Here is a 16,665-nt window from a genome sequence, read left to right as displayed (position 1 = left end):
AGCCTACAAACCGATGTGATATTATCCTTTTACAGAGCCAAGCATAGCCCCTTTAACGAAGTATTTTTGCAAGAAAGGATATACCGCCACAACAGGGATCATGGCAAAAATAACGGTTGTCGCCCGAAGTGTACGCTCATTGTACGCTAAACCAGCTGTAGAGACGGCTCCCGTAACCAAGATGTTGTCGTCGGTGATAAATTGCCGAATCTTGATTTGCAGTGGGAATAGATTCGTGTCTTGCAAGAACATCAACGGATGCTGGAACTGGTTCCATAACACAACACCGTAGAATAAAGCCAAAGTAGCTAACACAGCCTTGGAAAGCGGAAGTACGAATTGGAACAGCATTCGGAAATATCCGCAACCCTCTATAAAAGCAGCTTCTTCCAACTCTTTGGAAAACTGCTTGAAAAATGTACGCATAATGATCAAATTAAATGGATTTAGAATATGAGGGATGATTAACACCAATGGGTTATTGTAAAGCCCGATACCTTTTACTGTCAGAAAATAAGGAACAAGGGGAGCCTTGAAAATCATCGCAATCACGACACCGATCATAATGACAGGGCCCCAACGAAATTCCGATTTAGACAACGGATATGCAAGAAGGGCCGTGACGAGCAGCGCCAAAATCGTTCCAATCACCGTTGTGCCCAGTGTTAAGAAGAACGACTTCCATAGATCGGGACGATACATCATAAAATCCCAGGAGGCTAATGTAAATTCCTTTGGCCAAATTGTGACCAGATTCATATCCACCATCCGTTTAGAGCTGAATGAGGTCGAGAGTACGGATAGTAGCGGAATAATTGCGATGAAAGATACAAGCAGGAGGATGATAGTAACGACTGAACCGAATAATTTTTCCCCTCTGGATTCAAGCATACTTACCATAACCCCCCGTCTGAAACTTTTTTCGACAACTTATTGAAAGTAAATACTAGAATAAATCCAATTAACGATTGAAATAATCCGACGGCTGTCGCAAAGCTATACTGCCCTTGTTGAATGCCTGTTCGGAACACGTAAGTATCTAAGATATCCGAAACACTATAAGTCATTGGCGTCTGAAGATTAAATACTTGGTCAAAGCCCAAATCCAAGAAATTACCGATTTCTAGTAAAAGTAAGACTAATACAGTAGGTAGCAGCAGCGGAAATGTTATATGCCGGATTTGCTTGAACCTAGATGCTCCGTCTATCATCGCTGATTCGTACAACTGAGGGTCTATCGAACTAATCGCTGCCATATAAACAACTGTTCCCCACCCCGCATCTTTCCAGATGGCGGAAAGCACATAAACAATACGGAAATAGGAACTTTCCTGCATAACCAAGGTAGGATCATGGTGAAACCACCCGATCACGATGTTAAACAGTCCGCTTAGTGAAAACATATCAAACACAATGCCTGATACGATGACCCATGAAAGGAAATGCGGCACATACAGAGCCGTTTGAATTCCTTTCTTAAGTAGCGATTTCCGGATTTCATTGATCATGAGCGCCAACAGGACAGGAATTGGGAACACGATTACAATGCGTAGAAATCCAAGCACTAGTGTATTGCTGAACACCCTTATAAAATCCGGATACTGGAACAAGGTTTCAAAGTTTTTGAATCCAACCCAAGGGCTGTCCAAGAATCCTTTAAATACAGAAAAGTTTTGAAAAGCGATTACGGAGCCCGCAAGCGGAATGTACTTAAAAATGATGAGAAAAACTATACCTGGTATGGCCATGATATACAGCGGCCAAAACACCTTCATTCGATGAGATGCAACGACTTTCAACTTATTCCCCCCTGAATCTGATTCTTAGTTGTTAGAAACTGTGATCGGCTTCAGCTCTACCTGGCTCCTCCACTTCTGTTGGATTCAACAATACGGTCATCTGTATCTGGACTCAACATTGAAGTTGTCCAATTCACCACTGAATCCAACAAATCACCGGATAAATGGTGGATATAGATATGATTTGTTGAATATGAAGATGAAAAAAAATAGAAGCGGAGAGCTTTTTCAGCTTCTCCGCTTCCAATATAAATCTTTTTATTCTTTAAATTTGCCAGGTGTAATCCCTTTAATTTTTTTGAAGTTACGAATAAAACTGTTTTCGCTAGCGTATCCAACTTTCTCAGAAATCTCAATCACTTTCAAATTCGTACTCTTAAGTAATTCTTCCGCTTTCTCAATTCGTACTTGTGTAATATAATCGTAGATCGAAGTTCCGGTTTCTTGTTTAAAGAGGACATTTGCCTGAGACTGACTAATGCCTCCAGCCTCCGCTACGTGCGACACGCCAATATTTTCTGGATAATGCTCTTGGATGTACTCGACCATCTTCCTAAAATAATTACCATGTTTTGTTGGTTTTCTCTTCTTCACTTCTTCTGCTAGGTAGGTAGCTTCATCTAATGTCATTTGATGCAAATCTGAAAATGTCAACGTTTGAAGGGAATCCAACGAATCCATGATTTCCTGGAATTGTTCATCTTCTGGGTCTCTGAATTTCGTTATCATTTCCTTAAGTAAATTGGAATACCAGCGGTATAGGTGCAGTGGCCTTGAATTTGACGTTTCCCACTCCATTCGTATTTTTTCTAAAATACTGTTTATATATTCTGTTTTTCCTTCTTTAATGCCTTGAGTAATTTCATGGATGGTTTCATTTTTAGAACCAGAGCCATGCGCATCTGAATAGGGTAATGCTTGCTCAGGCACATGAAGTTTTTTATACCCAATATACAGACGATCCAGCAGTAGCACTTCAACTTGCTTGTAGCGAGTGCTGAGATCACTACTAATCGGATAAAGCGATTCGGCAACACCAACAGATAATGAAATTTTCAACAATTTATCAGCGACTTCAATCCCATTTGAAAGTTTATCATAGAGCATTTGCAAAGCCATATCAGAAGACAAGGGTTGTACAATGAGGGCACTCCGATCCTGGGTTAAATCTTCAAACTGCACCCTAAAACTCTCCCCAAGAATTTCCTCGAAAATATTACCTACTGCAAACTTAAGTAATAACTGATCATCTTGCTTGTATGCATTCAACCAATTATAATAGGCATCCACCGAAACAATAACAGCATAAACAGGTAAGTCAGAACGCCATTCTGAGTAAAGCAACCGCCACTTCCGATCAAATTCCTTACGGCGTAGTCTTCCGTAAACCATATCTTGAATAAATTTGGCTTTTAGTTCTTTGCTGCTGCCATGCAAGAAAGTTAGTTGCGTGAGCAGTCTGCCGACATAGGACTCCAATTGAGTGAAGTCAACCTCTAGCGCCTCATTCCGATGGCTCTGAACCGTTTTAATCAATCGTTCAATAGGTCTAAATGTAATGCGGTTAACTTGGAAAATAATCAACATTCCGATCAACATGGTAACCGCGGACACCAAGAAAGTCATGGTCCGAATCCAATACAATTTGCCAAAAATTTGTTTTTGAGGAACCGCATAAACGTAATTCCATTGTGTTGAAGTTGAAGTCAGACGAGTAATAAAATATTTCTTTGGGTTTATCTGCTCTTTCTTATTTTCACCAATTGAGAATAAAGTTTCTCCTTTTGCGTCTTGAATGATTCGAACTGCCTCATTGTTAGTAGAACCTTCAGGAGTGATTTGGGAAAATAGTTTTGAGGATTTCAAGTTTATGATCAGGTACCCGGATATTTTATTTTCTTCGTATATTCGTCTAATGAAACTTATCACTTCGCCCTGGTCTTTCATTCTTTTAGCGAAAGTCAAATTATTGGTGCCCTGTTCAGCTAAAGACAATTGAGACAACCAACCCTTGTCACCAAAGGTCTCAATACTGGAATTAAACCCGAAAGGAGAACTGCCAACAACATGACGATTTTTTTCATCATATATATAGATACTATCTATGATCGAACTATTTTGAGTTAGTGTATCCAACATAGACACAACCCCAAGGATGGTATCCATACTTTTATGATTGTCATAACGCAAGAAATCGATCGTCAGAGGGTCTAGAACTGCATAAATAGACGTTGTCATAATGTCGGTCATTTTCCTGTCAACATCGTCCCTGACAAAGGTCAACATTTGCTGGTGCGGAACTTTGATCTCCTCTAATAGCGAATGTCTAGCTAGGCTATACATGACAGTTCCAACCAAAGCAATTGCGAGGCAAATGACAAGTGTAAGTATGAGAATTAATCTTGTTTTGATATTCGAGAAAATCAGTTTCGCTTTGTACTTGTATACATTCATACTTTCCCCTGCCGTTTTTCCTAATTATTTCTTCTTTGCATACCACTCGCGTGCCCGCTTCGTGACTTCGTCTCCCCCACTGCTTTTCCATCTTTGAACGAATTCATCGAATTTATCAATCGGCCAATCACCGACAATAATTTTGGACATGTATTCTTGATAGAGCTTGTTGGATTTAATGTCTGGGAAGCCGTCATAGATCGATAAAGGAATGCCATCGCCAGCAATCCGTTTGCCGTCTCTTCCACCTACCATCATCGCATCTATCATCATCTGGGCAACCTTTGGTTCATACTGATCCTGAAGCGTCAGTGTCATCTGCTCCGTTGTTATAACTGGAAATAAATCAATCAGATAAGTTTGATCCGAACTGACGGGCAGCCGCTTCTTTTTGCCATCCTTCATTTCAAAATGTTCGCCTTCAATCCCAAAAGAAGCAAAATTACGATTCTCGGGCTTCGCATAAAATTCAATGATCTTCAAAGCTTCCACTGCGTTTTTGGATGATTTGGGAATAGCCCACTCCATATTATTGATAAGTGGTCTCGGAGTAAAACTATCAAACCCTTCTACTTTGGGGACCGGCATTCCGACAATATAAGCATTTGGATTTATTTTAGGCAGATTCTCGAAAAAGTTTTGCTTAATTCCATATGGAATATGGTACCAGACGCCAACCTTATCTTGCTGAATCTTTGCTTTCCATGTCAATTCTTTATTCAAAAATGTTTCATTATCAAGCAATTTGTCTTTGTAAAGGTCTCTGGCAAATGTAAGGGCTGCTTTCATATTGGGAGTGACAGCCGAGTACGTAAGTTCATTGTTGTACAAATCCCAAACCGGGTAACCTTCTACCATGGCAACGCCGTACATCAAGAATAAGTCGTCCATCCATCGCCCCGCTTCGCGTCCGCTGGTCGGAATCTCGTCCTTTATACCGTTGCCGTTAGGATCTTGATCGCGAAATGCCTTAAGGACAGCAACATATTCATCCTTCGTTGTCGGAATCTTCATGTTTACCTTGTCTAACCAATCTTTGCGAATCAATGAACTATATCGTGGATACAAATTAACTCTCGGGATAAAATAAATTTTTCCATCTGGAGAGTTTGCCCTTACGCTATCCCATACATCCTGAGGGATTGCATTCCACAAGGTTGGCGCATACTTTGGCAACAGATCATCCAAGGCAAGCAAAGTACCTTGCTTCAGCAAAGTATTTTCAACCCCGTGAGGCAAGAACAAATCCGGAAGTTCATTCGCAGCAATCTTAACATTCAAAGCTTTGGTAAAATCAGTGCCGCCATTCCAAGGCAGCGTTTCTGATTTAATTTCAATACCGGTCTTCTCAGTAACATATTTGATCTGCTTATCATCTGGCCCAGGCATTTTCCCCCAATCGCCATACATGAGAATGCTAACTGTCTTAACTTCCTTTTTCTGTTCACTCCCAGAAGCACTACCAGTTGCGGTGTCATTACCACCTGAACCAACACTTGAACATCCTGTTACTGTTAGGGCAAGCAATGCGCCTACGGTTAACAATACGATCATCCGCATCATTCTTGATTGTACTGCCATCTTTCTTGCCCCTTTCAATTTGCAACTAATTAAATATTATATCATTGAGAGGACTCAAGCCCAACATTACACTTGCTTTTAGAGAGAATGCGAAAAAAAGCCGAAATCACCGGCTTTTTTTCGTTGCTCTTTCATGGATATTACTTGTTCTTTTTAATTTTTGTCAGTTCTCTATTTAGTGCATATAGCAGCTTTTCAGTGAAGTGTTCGGGTGCCATTTCCGCCAACATATCGATCTTAAATCCTTGCGTCATGCCATACGTTGGTCTCTCCCTAAAACTTTCTCCTAAATATTTATTTAAGACCGCTTCCGCATCTTTATTCTCAAAAAGCTCTTTAAACGTACAACGCGTAGAGTAAACATCGTCCGTAAACTGTAATTCCTCGATCTCTCCATCCAAATCAGGCATTTGGAACCAGTTCGTAACTTCGCCGCCTTTTTCCTCTACTGGGGCTTCATAACTTGGATTCGGTTCTTCCACCTTATTAAATTTTGCAATATCTACGTATTGAGCATTATTTCCGGTGGCTGCTGCGCGTATTTCATTTATACCCTCAACCAGGGATACATTTTCGAAGATGAAAACTTTATCATCACTGGTTTTAGATTGAAATTGATTTCCATTTACGTATAGCGTTACTTCATTGCAGTTTGAATACACCTTTACATGAATGATACCCTCTGCTCTATCGACATGTCGCTTACTGGTGATATGAACAAATTTTTCCTCAGACCAATGCGCTTTATACATATAAAAGGCATCCTTCTTGATCTTTCTGTCATAGGAGACAAGACCCTTGTTGTTTCTTCCCTGGACGCCACCTTCATCTCTGATATTCGCTCCGAAATCAAACATGTTCCATACATAAGTTGCCCAAAGGAAAGGCCTCTTCTCGAAAGTCTTCCAAACCGTTTCATGGAACAGAGCATGATATTCTTCCGTGTAGTCTTTTACCTTGGGATCAGCACTATGGTATTGGACAATACCTTCTGCCCCGTATTCGGATATACAAAGCGGCACATCGGGGTTAATGCGGTGAAACTTATCAAGCCAGGGTGCAAAATCTTCCGCATTACCGTGATACCAACCATAATATTTATTGTATCCGATCACATCCGTCATACGATTATATTCATCTTCCTCACTGACAAATAAAACATTAGCCATTGTCGTAAGGCGAGTGGGGTCTTCTTTTTTCGTTAAGTCATGTAATTCTTTAACAAGTCTTCTGACCTCTGGTCGTTCACCGCCGATTTGAATTTCGTTCTGTATCCCCCAGAATACGATGGAAGGATGATTATAGTTCTGTCTGATCAACTCGACCATCTGCTGCTTGGCATTGATCCCTTCCAATTCGTTCTGTGACATAACTGAAATGAAGGGAATCTCAGCCCATACCACCATACCTTCTTTGTCACACAAATCATAAAAATATTGGCTGTGCTGGTAATGGGCTAATCGAATGGAAGATGCTCCAATTTCCTGAATGTAGGCCATATCTTCGACTTGTTCTTGTTCCGTAATAGCCCAGCCCATATCCTTCCTGTCTTGGTGTCTAGATACACCATGCAAAGGCAGATGCTCGCCGTTTAAGAAGAAGCCCTTTTCAGGATCAACATGAAAGTATCTTACGCCAAAAGGAATCGATACTTCATCGATCGTGTCATTAAAGCTAGTCATCGATAGATTGGCACTGTACATATAAGGATTTTTTCTACCATGCCATAGTGTTGGATGGTCAATAACACAAGGCAGCTCTTCTGTTTTGGTTTCTCCTGCAGCCAGTATAACTTCCTTAGAAGCATAGGTTACAATATGATTATCGGCATCAAAAATATCTGCCCAAAGTCTAATTTTTTTCTCTTCATTACTGTCATTTACAAGTCTTGTTCTAATGCTTAGTTGGGCTCTTTCCTTAGATACCTTTTCCTGAACAATATATACGCCCTGTGAACCATAATCCAACAAATCAAAATGAACAGGAGACGTAACAACCATTTTAACCTCGCGGTAAATCCCCCCGTAGAAGGTAAAGTCTGCTTTCTGAGGATAAACGTCATCCACAACTGTATTGTCAACTTTTACCGCAAGTACATTTTTAGCTCCATGTTTAACGACATCTGTAATGTCAAACCTGAAGATGGAGTACCCGCCTTTGTGCTGCCCCATATGCTGACCATTTACGTATACATCCGTAATACTGTTAGATCCATTGAACTCGATAAACACTTTACTTCCCTCGTATGATGGCTCAACCGTAAAAGCCTTTCTGTACCAGCACGCACCTTGATAATATTCATAGCCATTTGCTCCATCGATTGCGTTCCATGTATGGGGAATATTCACAGTATTCCAATGATCATCATTGTACAATTCACTTTCAGCTTGTTCTTCGTTCTGCCGAATAAATCGCCAAGCATCATTTATCTCAATACATCTTCTCATTGTGTAGCCACTCTCCCAACCAAAATTGTAAATTGATATTCGCCGCTTCCCGCATTAAATACAATTCGTCCATCTTCATATCGTGCATCCGGGAATTCGTTGGATACTTCCTTAAGATCATCTAGATTGCCTGAAAGCATGATCGTCGCCGTCGTATTCACCGGCACCTCAAAACGATAGGTTACGCCCCGATTCATTTTTCCCCAGCTCGATTTAATGGTTCCATAGAGGGACTCATACGTTGCGGATGCTTGCGTCAGCGTTCCTCCAACCATTGGTTTCAATATGAAATGCTTGTAGCCTGGTTTCTCCCAAACAGGACGTATTCCGGCTATGCCCGCAAAGAGAAAATCGCATACGGCCCCATACGAATAATGATTCAATGATCCTGATAGTTCTCCGTCTGGCTTAATACCTTTCCAACTCTCCCAAATGGTCGTCGCACCATTGCTGACAGCGTACAGCCACGAAGGACACGTATCCTGCTCCAACAACCGGAAAGCGATATCAGCATGTCCGTAATCCGCCAACACCTGGAGGATGAAAGGTGTCGATAGGAAGCCAGTGTTCAAGTGATAATCCTGTTCAACAACCAACTGCGCCAGTCTGTCGGCAACGGCTTGTTTTTTATCTTCATACGCCAAGTCAAATGCTAGCGTACGAACATTAGGTGCCTGCCTGCCTTCCAATATAGCGCCGTCATCTTTAATAAAGTACTGATTATATACGCGTCTAATTTTCTCATAAAGGGCTTGGTACTTGGCTTCTTCCTCCGCCTTTCCGAGTACAGATGCCATTTCAGCCAACAATCGAGTGGAATAGGCATAGTAGGCGGTTGATACATCCGGATGGTTTCCTTTGGTTTTGCTCAAAACGGCCATGAGATCCCCAAATTCAGTGTCAGTTTCCAGCCACTCCCCCCAATGGAACCTTGTATCCCAGATGTAATCAGCGTCACGTTCCCCGTCTGTATAATTTTGATAAGCCGGCGAATCTTGGTAAAGCTCATTCGCATTCTTCGCACAGGCAGCCATATAATCGACCCATGCCTTTGCTGAATCAAACTGCTTCTCTAAAATAGCCTTATCCCCATAACAAAGATACATCGTCCATGGAATGATAACAGCCGCATCGCCCCATCCTGCAGAACCGTCAAGAATACTGGCTGAACCAGGTTTGGGCCTGCGCATAGCTTCCATCGGGTTGTTAATTTGCTCTATGAATCTTTCCCATTCCTCCATGCTGTGATGCCCAATAACGGTTGGCACTGTGCTGCCGACCGAACCGTCAGCAAATTGTTCCGCTGCAACGTCGGCCATCCACTTTTCAAAGAATGGGTACACGTTCATGAAATCCGACGCCGTTCTACAGAATACTTGGGCGTCCCCTGTCCATCCCGCTCTTTCCCGGGTTGGGCAATCGGTTGGCACCTCCATAAAGTTTCCCTTTTGACTCCATTTGGAGTTAGATACCAGCTTCGTGATTAATGGATTTGAACAAGTGAAATCCCCCGTTTCGTCCAAGTCGGAATACACCGCTACAGCTGTAAAATTGTCAGGTATTATTTCTCCTGGATAATTCTTAATGAGTACATAGCGAAAGCCGAAGATCGAAAACCGCGGACGGTAGCGCTCTTCACCGTTACCAGCCATTATGTAACGGATCTCTTGGAAATCCTCCAGCGTTCCATGATCCGCCAGATTTTGTAGAGTAAAGTTTCCGTGCTTATCTAAGGCTTCCCCATGGATTAGAACAATCTCAGTCCCTGCATCGCCTTGAACCTTCATTTCTACCCAACCTGCGATATTTTGACCCATATCGAGAATCGTTTCGCCATTTAGCGTTCGCATAACTTTTGGCGTAAATCTTTCTTTCTCTCTTACCGCGACACTTCGAGTAGCAATCAAGTTGTCGAATCCATCGTCTGTGAGCTGGGCTGGCTCCCAGGAGGAATCGTCATAGAAAGGTTGATTCCAACCCTCTATGTTGATTCGGGCGTCATAAAGATCCCCAGCTTTCATGTCCGATTTACGCAATGGTCCAAGGGACGTCTTAAAGGAATCGTCACTGCCGATGATCTCGCGGCTTCCATCTTCGTAGTCCAACACGAGTTGCCCCAGAAAAGCTACTTTATAGCCAAAATTGTTCTTTAAACTTGCTCCACCCGTAGCCCCTCTCCACCAACCGTCCCCGAGAATGACACCTAACGCGTTAGAGCCTTCTTGCAAGAATGGAGTTACATCGTAAACTTGGTATTGTAGGCGTTTATGATATGAAGTGAAGCCTGGAGTGAACAGATGGTCCGTGCCCTCGATTCCATTCAGATAAAAACTATACAACCCCTTCGATGTCAGGCAAGCTCTGGCCGATTTGAGCCCCTTCTTTACGGTGAATTCCTTCCGGATATATGGAGCTGGTTTGTAGGCGTGAATATCCACTTCTTTCTCCGGCTCAATCCAACGGGCTTTCCAATCTGAAGCGTTCAACAATCCAGTTTCAAAGAAAACTGGATCGCTGAAGGATGACTCCCCTTCATGATTACTCCAAGCTTTAACTCTCCAATAGATCCGTTCAAGCGATTTTAATTCCGGACCCTCATACAGAATGCCCTGCGATTTGTCCGTCTCAACCTTGCCGCTGTCCCACATTATGTTAGTGAAGCTCTCGGTTGCAGATGCTTGAACTTGATATGCGGTTTGTATGACGTTCCTGCCGTCACAACGGAATTTCCAGCCTAGGCGCGGCTTTTTCGTATCCAATCCCAGGGGATTTTCCAAATACTCCGTTCGCAATGATACTACTTTCAACATTTTGGTAACCTCCCAAAGCTAAGATTGATAATTAAAGTCCGGAATCGATCTTTAACGCAATTCATGTCCCACGTCACATAGTGGGCGTATATTGAAACCAATCGAATAAGGCAGGAGCTTCGCATGGTTTACCGGCTCCGCTTCTAAACCGAGGATGATGTTTGAGCCTTCAAACTCTTCTTCGAGCTCCACTTTCCAGAGCGACCCGATCCGCCTGCGAAGGATCACTTAAGCACAGGTGTCCCCCTCTCGAAAAAAAAAGGATTTACTATCATCTTAAGGTCAATCTAAATAACGCACTAACACTCTCACGACTTATCCATAACGTTTTACCGACTTCCTGTTAACAAGCAATGGTCTAATAAAAAAACCAGGCCCATTAAAATGGAAGCCTGGTTTTGAACTTTCTTATTTTTTGTTTGCAGTCGCCCAAGCATCAAGCTGCTTTTGCTTTTCCACAATAACTTTATCGATACCCGCTGCTTTCAGTTTAGCTCTAAACTCTGGTAATTTATCTACCGGTTCGAGTGTTCCTGACTCCAACCCTTTCGCGTACTGATCTGTTACATTTTTGAGAGCAATAATCTCATTTTTAACAGGCTCCGAATTGAATGTGAAGCCGAGCGCTTTCGATTTAATCGCTTTTTGGTTGGCTTCTGCAGTCAATTTCCACATTTCCTGCAAGTCTGACTTCATCAAATAGGCTATGGATGGATTAGCGTATATCCAACTTTGAATCGAATATCCCACCGTCTTTGAATCAATACCGGTAGGGTAATCGATCGAATTATCCGACACCTTCACATAGTGCTTCCCTTCAATGCCATAGATAAACAAGTTAGCAAGATCCTTATCCGTGTACATCAAATTCATGAGCATCATGACGCGTTCAGGGTTGGTAGAATTAGCGGATATGGTCCACAATCCCGATTGCGTACTGGAAGTAGTCGCATAAATATTAGGCATTAATGGTGCAAAAACGAGCTCTTTGCCATTCGCTCGGATTTCAGATTCCAAGTTGCCCGGTCTAAGGCCGATGAAATAAGAAAATGCCTTGTCTGCTTTCAATAAGTCAGAGGCGTTAGCTTGAGTTGTCGCAGCATCCTTGTTGATATATCCGGCCTTAGCCCAACTATGAACCTTGTTCAAATAGTCTTCATACTCTTTGGTCTCAAACAAGTTCACGACCTTTAGACCATTGTCATATCCCGGCAACACGCCCAAACGGTCCCCCAGTTTATCATACCAAACATAAAAATCCGACGGCATAGATAACCCGGCTCCGAGCGGAACGATAGTGGGCTCATTATCCTTAATTGTCTTGTACACTTGATCCAGGTCATCAATCGTCTTGATGGATGCTACATTAATTTTGTACTTATCCACTAAATCTTTTCGCATAAGAACCCCGGGAACCCCTGTCGTATAGTCCTTATAAACAGGCACACCATAGGTCTTTCCTTCAATTTTAACGCTGTTTAGATAGACGGGATCGATCTGTTTTTTGATGCCATCACCATACTTGTCCAACAGATTGTCAATCGCGATTATTTTTCCAGTCGCCACATCGGGGCTGTACCCCGCACCAAATTCAAAGAACAAATCCAGTTTCTCACGGCCGGAAGTCATCAAATTCATTTGTTGCGCCCAGGCCCCGATACTGACGGGCATGATTTTCACTGTTGCGTTGATTTTAGCCTTTGTAATTTTGTTAATCTCATCTTGTACCGCTTGCGTATCCTTAGGTGCTGCTCCGAATGCCGGAATGGCAATTGCGATCTCATAAGGGTCTTTCGTAGCACTGTTCGGGTTTGTGCTTGAAGCCGGAGATGCAGTAGCGCCACTGCTTCCTTCATTTTTCGAAGACGCGCACCCGGCAATCACCCCCGTTAACATGACTGTGACAAGTGACAATGTCGCCAACTTCGCTTTCCTTTTCATCGTATCCCCCCAAAAGTATCATTCATTTACACCTTCATCATATCGTTCAATGTCGTGAGCGACTAACACTCTACCGACTTCATAATAGCGTTTTCACGACTTATTGACTGTCGCTGTTTTGACTTCTATACTCCATTGGCCCTAATCCGACATGTTTTTTAAATAATTTTGTAAAATAGGAGAAATTCGTGTACCCCAAAGTTGATGCAATAGCGCTTACAGGGCGCTCCGTATGCGACAATAACTCTTTGGCCACTTTGACTTTTTCAAGCACAATATAATCGGATAAAGCATAACCCGTCTCTTTTTTGAAAATTCTCGTTAAATAATCGGGATGGAGAAATACTTGGTCCGCGATGTTTTCGCGTGTCATATCTTGATCCAAGTTAATAGAGATATAGGTTTTTACGATCTGGACAATTTTTTCTGTCTCTTTGATCGCTTCTGCATGGATCATCGCTTTGCTCACAGAATGACGGACCCAGGCGAGCATATCCATTGTGGACCGCACCGCCGATTCCGAAATACGTCTTGACTCTTCATCACCAAATAATTGATTGGCTTCAATGCCCTTCAAGTTCAGATAGGAGAATACGACTTGTGTGAAATTTTGATTGAATTGGTGTAAGATTTCAGCATTTATTCCTTGATTGTTGACAAGACTGCCTAAAATCGTCTCCACTTCATGAACGACTGCATCCTTAGTAGCTGTCTTCATAAGGGAAGCAACTACTCCCAATGCTGGCAGCTTTGCATGGGGCATGGAGGTGCCGTTATCACGCTGAAGATAGACTTGGTTCACGAAGGCAACATTGTTTCGATCTTGTCTCCTTAATTCTGCTACCATTCCAGCCATCTCATAAGCTTCTACAGAGTTTCCAAAATAACAGGAGAGGTCACAGTAAAAATAATCATTACAAGAATCGATATATCGTTCGCATGCTTGGTAAAGTTGTTCATATTCCCAATTTGTTCTCCTGTTTGCGACCATTATCATCAAGAGCACTCCCCGATCCAGATGAAAACATATTCCGTTTGAACCGTCACCAATCAGAATTTCTTCGGCTGAATTTTTAAGGGCATACTCTAGGATCTTCTCATCCCTTCGATTTAACTCCTTTTTCCATCTCTGGACCGAAATGAGAATGGGAAGGAAGATCGATTCTTCAGTAATAGGAACGTGATGCAATTCCACTTGATCTCGTATCGCAGCTGGCTGGCTAGGTATGGAATGGTTGATTAAATCCACCCAGAACCTTTCGATAATAAAGGAATGATGCTTGAGCCATAATTGATGGGATTGACTGTTTCTATTGAATTCACTGTTTCGATTTATAATGCCCTGTGCCTTTCGTATGGCATTTTCCAAGTCAACTGCACGAACAGGCTTTAGTAAATAATCAATACTCCCAAGCTGCAGCGCTTCTTTAGCGTATTTAAAATCTGCATGGCTAGTGAAGAAGATTGTCGCCGTATTCGGATGATGCTCTCTCACCCAAGTCAGTAAATCAAAACCACTACCTTGGGGCATTTCAATATCACATAACAGGATATCGATCCTTTCCTCTACGAAGAGTTCTTTGGCTTGTCTGATATTAATGGCTGTGAGCAGTTTGCTGATGCCTAATTTAGTAAGATCAAGATCAGATTTCACCCCTTCAATGGCGAGAACTTCGTCGTCTACAATAAGTAGATGAACATTCATCTGGTTTCCTCCGTTCCTGGATTTGTAGGAATAATCATTTCTATTTTTGCTCCGTGGGTATCCTGATCGTTATCGTATACGATGGATGCGGCTTCACCGTACAAGAGTCGTAATCGCCGTTCCACATTCCAAATCCCGGTATGCTCACCCCGTTCATTTTCCACACTTCTACCTGCCTGCAGTTTTTCAAGTACGTCGTTCTTAAATCCAAGTCCTGTATCACTAATGCTTATTTTCATTCTGGAGCCGTGCTCTTCAATCAGAAATTCAATCTGAACCTCAATGGTAAGCGGATCATCCAACGTAACAGCATGTTTAATGGAATTCTCGACAAAGGATTGAATGACTAGCGGGGGGATAGGGACATCCGATAAATAATCCGGAGAGTGGATCGTCCACTTCAATTTCTCCGGAAACCGCAAGTTCTGGATCTTTAAATAATTACGAGTATGTTCAAGTTCGTCTTTGAGCGGAACGAACGACGTATTACTGCGGAACATAAATCGGAAATATTCGATTAACGACATGGTCATGTCCAAGATCAACTCATAATTCTTTATCTTGGCCAGATTATAAACGATATTAAGCGTATTCAAGAAAAAGTGAGGATTGACTTGCAGCTGCAGCCGCTGTAATTCCTCCTTTTGCTTATCCAGCTGCTCCTCATAAACGTTAATGCGGAGCCGTTCAACCTCGGACATCATGGCATTAAACGCGCCACCCATCAGTTGAAATTCCCCCGAAGTATTGCTCAGCTCTACCCTGCTGCTCCAATCTCCTTCTCGAACCTTTTTCATTGTTCGCAGTAACCGATATAACGGTACCAAAACCGATTGTCTCATGGCATACAACCCTATCGGAATAAAGAGGAAGGCAGCGATCGTAATAAACCAAACAATGGACTGCAGATAAGGAAGCTTAGCCAATATATAATGATCGGGTATCAAAGCATTTAAACTGAAGTCTCCTCGATGAGACGGAGCTCCAACTACAAGAAATTTTTTTTTAGCGCCTGAAATATAATATTCGTTTACTTTCTGTAACAGTTCAATCCCATATTCGCTTACTAGTTTTGAATCAGAAATAGGTTCTCCTTGCATATTGGCTAGTAAGACCTCTCCCTCTTCTCCAATCTGAAGAGAACGAAGGGGCTGTACTAATTCGTCAGTATTAATCAAAGCTCCAAGGTACGAGTCCCCCGCACGCACAATGTCAATGAGGTAATTATTTTTGTTAATCTGGACATATTTCCAAACCTTCGAGGAACTCCCCTTCGAATATAGCTCAGAATGAATATAATCAATTATATAATGTTCAATAATCTCATTTTCCTTAATGGCTGAAGGATTTTTCTTAGAAATGTTTAAGAAATCCTGTCTGTGATCCGTATATACAAAAAATGAACTTATCGGATCGTACAAGTTAATATCATTACTTAACTTGTTAAACAAATATATTTTAGCACTGTAATACTCTCCATCCGCTGCCTCCTGGCTAAGCGATAACAAATCATATCCAGTACCGGCAACCGTACTCATATAAGAGTCGATGTCGTCTAATTGAGAATCGCTTTGGTTCGTGTACAGGTTCAACATGTTCTTATAGGAATCCGCAACCTGACCGCGAACGACATGAATAGCATAATAGTTATTGTATAAGAGCATCCCCACCAGCGGCATCGTCATTATAAGCACGCTGACGATTAATTTGACTCGCAATGAGGCTCGTCTCCAGTGCTGTACGGGAGTATGCATGATCTTTTGGGCTCCTTTTGTTACTAAAATTTAACATGATTAAGCGAGAATTCCCCCATCCTCTACGGGGGGGCGGGATGAATCGCCATTTCTTTGTCTAACCTTTAGCAAACTCTTATCTTTTGGAAAACAAAAAATAATGCTATAATAGATAAGAGAACATATATTCGCATT

Annotated in this window: 10 protein-coding genes; all 10 read right to left on the bottom strand. The window is 42.1% G+C overall.

Going from position 1 to position 16,665, the window contains the following annotated elements; all coding sequences use genetic code 11:
- Positions 1 to 21 precede the first annotated feature (21 nt).
- The 10 genes from ASG85_RS18845 to ASG85_RS18805 all read right to left on the bottom strand — a co-directional run bounded on the left by ASG85_RS18845 (position 22) and on the right by ASG85_RS18805 (position 16,491).
- Positions 22 to 891: a carbohydrate ABC transporter permease gene (locus ASG85_RS18845; protein WP_082562226.1), complete on the bottom strand. Its 870-nt coding sequence runs from the start codon at positions 889 to 891 to the stop codon at positions 22 to 24.
- Between the two features lie 2 nt (positions 892 to 893).
- Positions 894 to 1,799 (bottom strand): ABC transporter permease, encoded by a 906-nt coding sequence (locus ASG85_RS18840; RefSeq protein ID WP_060647454.1) that lies wholly within the window; start codon positions 1,797 to 1,799, stop codon positions 894 to 896.
- Between the two features lie 258 nt (positions 1,800 to 2,057).
- The gene (locus ASG85_RS18835; protein WP_162257273.1) at positions 2,058 to 4,037 is read right to left on the bottom strand and encodes a helix-turn-helix transcriptional regulator; all 1,980 of its coding nucleotides are present in this window, start codon (positions 4,035 to 4,037) and stop codon (positions 2,058 to 2,060) included.
- A 240-nt stretch (positions 4,038 to 4,277) separates the two neighbouring features.
- On the bottom strand, positions 4,278 to 5,834 hold the full coding sequence (locus ASG85_RS18830; RefSeq protein WP_057303926.1) for an extracellular solute-binding protein: 1,557 nt from the start codon (positions 5,832 to 5,834) through the stop codon (positions 4,278 to 4,280).
- A gap of 140 nt (positions 5,835 to 5,974) precedes the next feature.
- Positions 5,975 to 8,281, bottom strand: a complete 2,307-nt coding sequence (locus ASG85_RS18825) for a glycoside hydrolase family 2 protein (RefSeq protein ID WP_060647452.1) — start codon at positions 8,279 to 8,281, stop codon at positions 5,975 to 5,977.
- Positions 8,278 to 11,091, bottom strand: coding sequence for an alpha-L-rhamnosidase (locus ASG85_RS18820; RefSeq protein ID WP_060647451.1), 2,814 nt, complete (start codon positions 11,089 to 11,091; stop codon positions 8,278 to 8,280). Before ASG85_RS18820 ends, ASG85_RS18825 begins: the two co-directional genes overlap by 4 nt.
- Positions 11,092 to 11,142: 51 nt before the next feature.
- The gene (locus tag ASG85_RS38000) at positions 11,143 to 11,319 is read right to left on the bottom strand and encodes a hypothetical protein (protein ID WP_156396682.1); all 177 of its coding nucleotides are present in this window, start codon (positions 11,317 to 11,319) and stop codon (positions 11,143 to 11,145) included.
- Positions 11,320 to 11,499: 180 nt separating this feature from the next.
- Positions 11,500 to 13,032, bottom strand: a complete 1,533-nt coding sequence (locus ASG85_RS18815) for an ABC transporter substrate-binding protein (RefSeq protein ID WP_060647450.1) — start codon at positions 13,030 to 13,032, stop codon at positions 11,500 to 11,502.
- 100 nt (positions 13,033 to 13,132) lie between these two features.
- Entirely contained in the window at positions 13,133 to 14,737 is a 1,605-nt protein-coding gene (locus tag ASG85_RS18810; RefSeq protein WP_060647449.1) for a response regulator transcription factor, read from the bottom strand.
- Positions 14,734 to 16,491, bottom strand: coding sequence for a sensor histidine kinase (locus ASG85_RS18805; RefSeq protein ID WP_063860331.1), 1,758 nt, complete (start codon positions 16,489 to 16,491; stop codon positions 14,734 to 14,736). The genes ASG85_RS18810 and ASG85_RS18805 overlap by 4 nt, the downstream gene beginning before the upstream one ends.
- Between the last annotated feature and the right edge of the window lie 174 nt (positions 16,492 to 16,665).

This window comes from Paenibacillus sp. Soil724D2 (genome assembly GCF_001427935.1).
Classification (GTDB): Bacteria; Bacillota; Bacilli; order Paenibacillales; family NBRC-103111; genus Paenibacillus_E.
The sequence above is the reverse complement of the archived record's forward strand: the minus strand, read 5'-3'. Positions and strand labels throughout refer to the sequence as shown.

Coding starts and splice junctions, on each gene's coding strand:
- ASG85_RS18845 (WP_082562226.1), bottom strand. CDS start 891: ATGCTTGAATCCAGAGGGGAAAAATTATTCGGTTCAGTCGTTACTATC.
- ASG85_RS18835 (WP_162257273.1), bottom strand. CDS start 4,037: ATGACAACGTCTATTTATGCAGTTCTAGACCCTCTGACGATCGATTTC.
- ASG85_RS18830 (WP_057303926.1), bottom strand. CDS start 5,834: ATGGCAGTACAATCAAGAATGATGCGGATGATCGTATTGTTAACCGTA.
- ASG85_RS18825 (WP_060647452.1), bottom strand. CDS start 8,281: ATGAGAAGATGTATTGAGATAAATGATGCTTGGCGATTTATTCGGCAG.
- ASG85_RS18820 (WP_060647451.1), bottom strand. CDS start 11,091: ATGTTGAAAGTAGTATCATTGCGAACGGAGTATTTGGAAAATCCCCTG.
- ASG85_RS18815 (WP_060647450.1), bottom strand. CDS start 13,032: ATGAAAAGGAAAGCGAAGTTGGCGACATTGTCACTTGTCACAGTCATG.
- ASG85_RS18810 (WP_060647449.1), bottom strand. CDS start 14,737: ATGAATGTTCATCTACTTATTGTAGACGACGAAGTTCTCGCCATTGAA.
- ASG85_RS18805 (WP_063860331.1), bottom strand. CDS start 16,491: ATGCATACTCCCGTACAGCACTGGAGACGAGCCTCATTGCGAGTCAAA.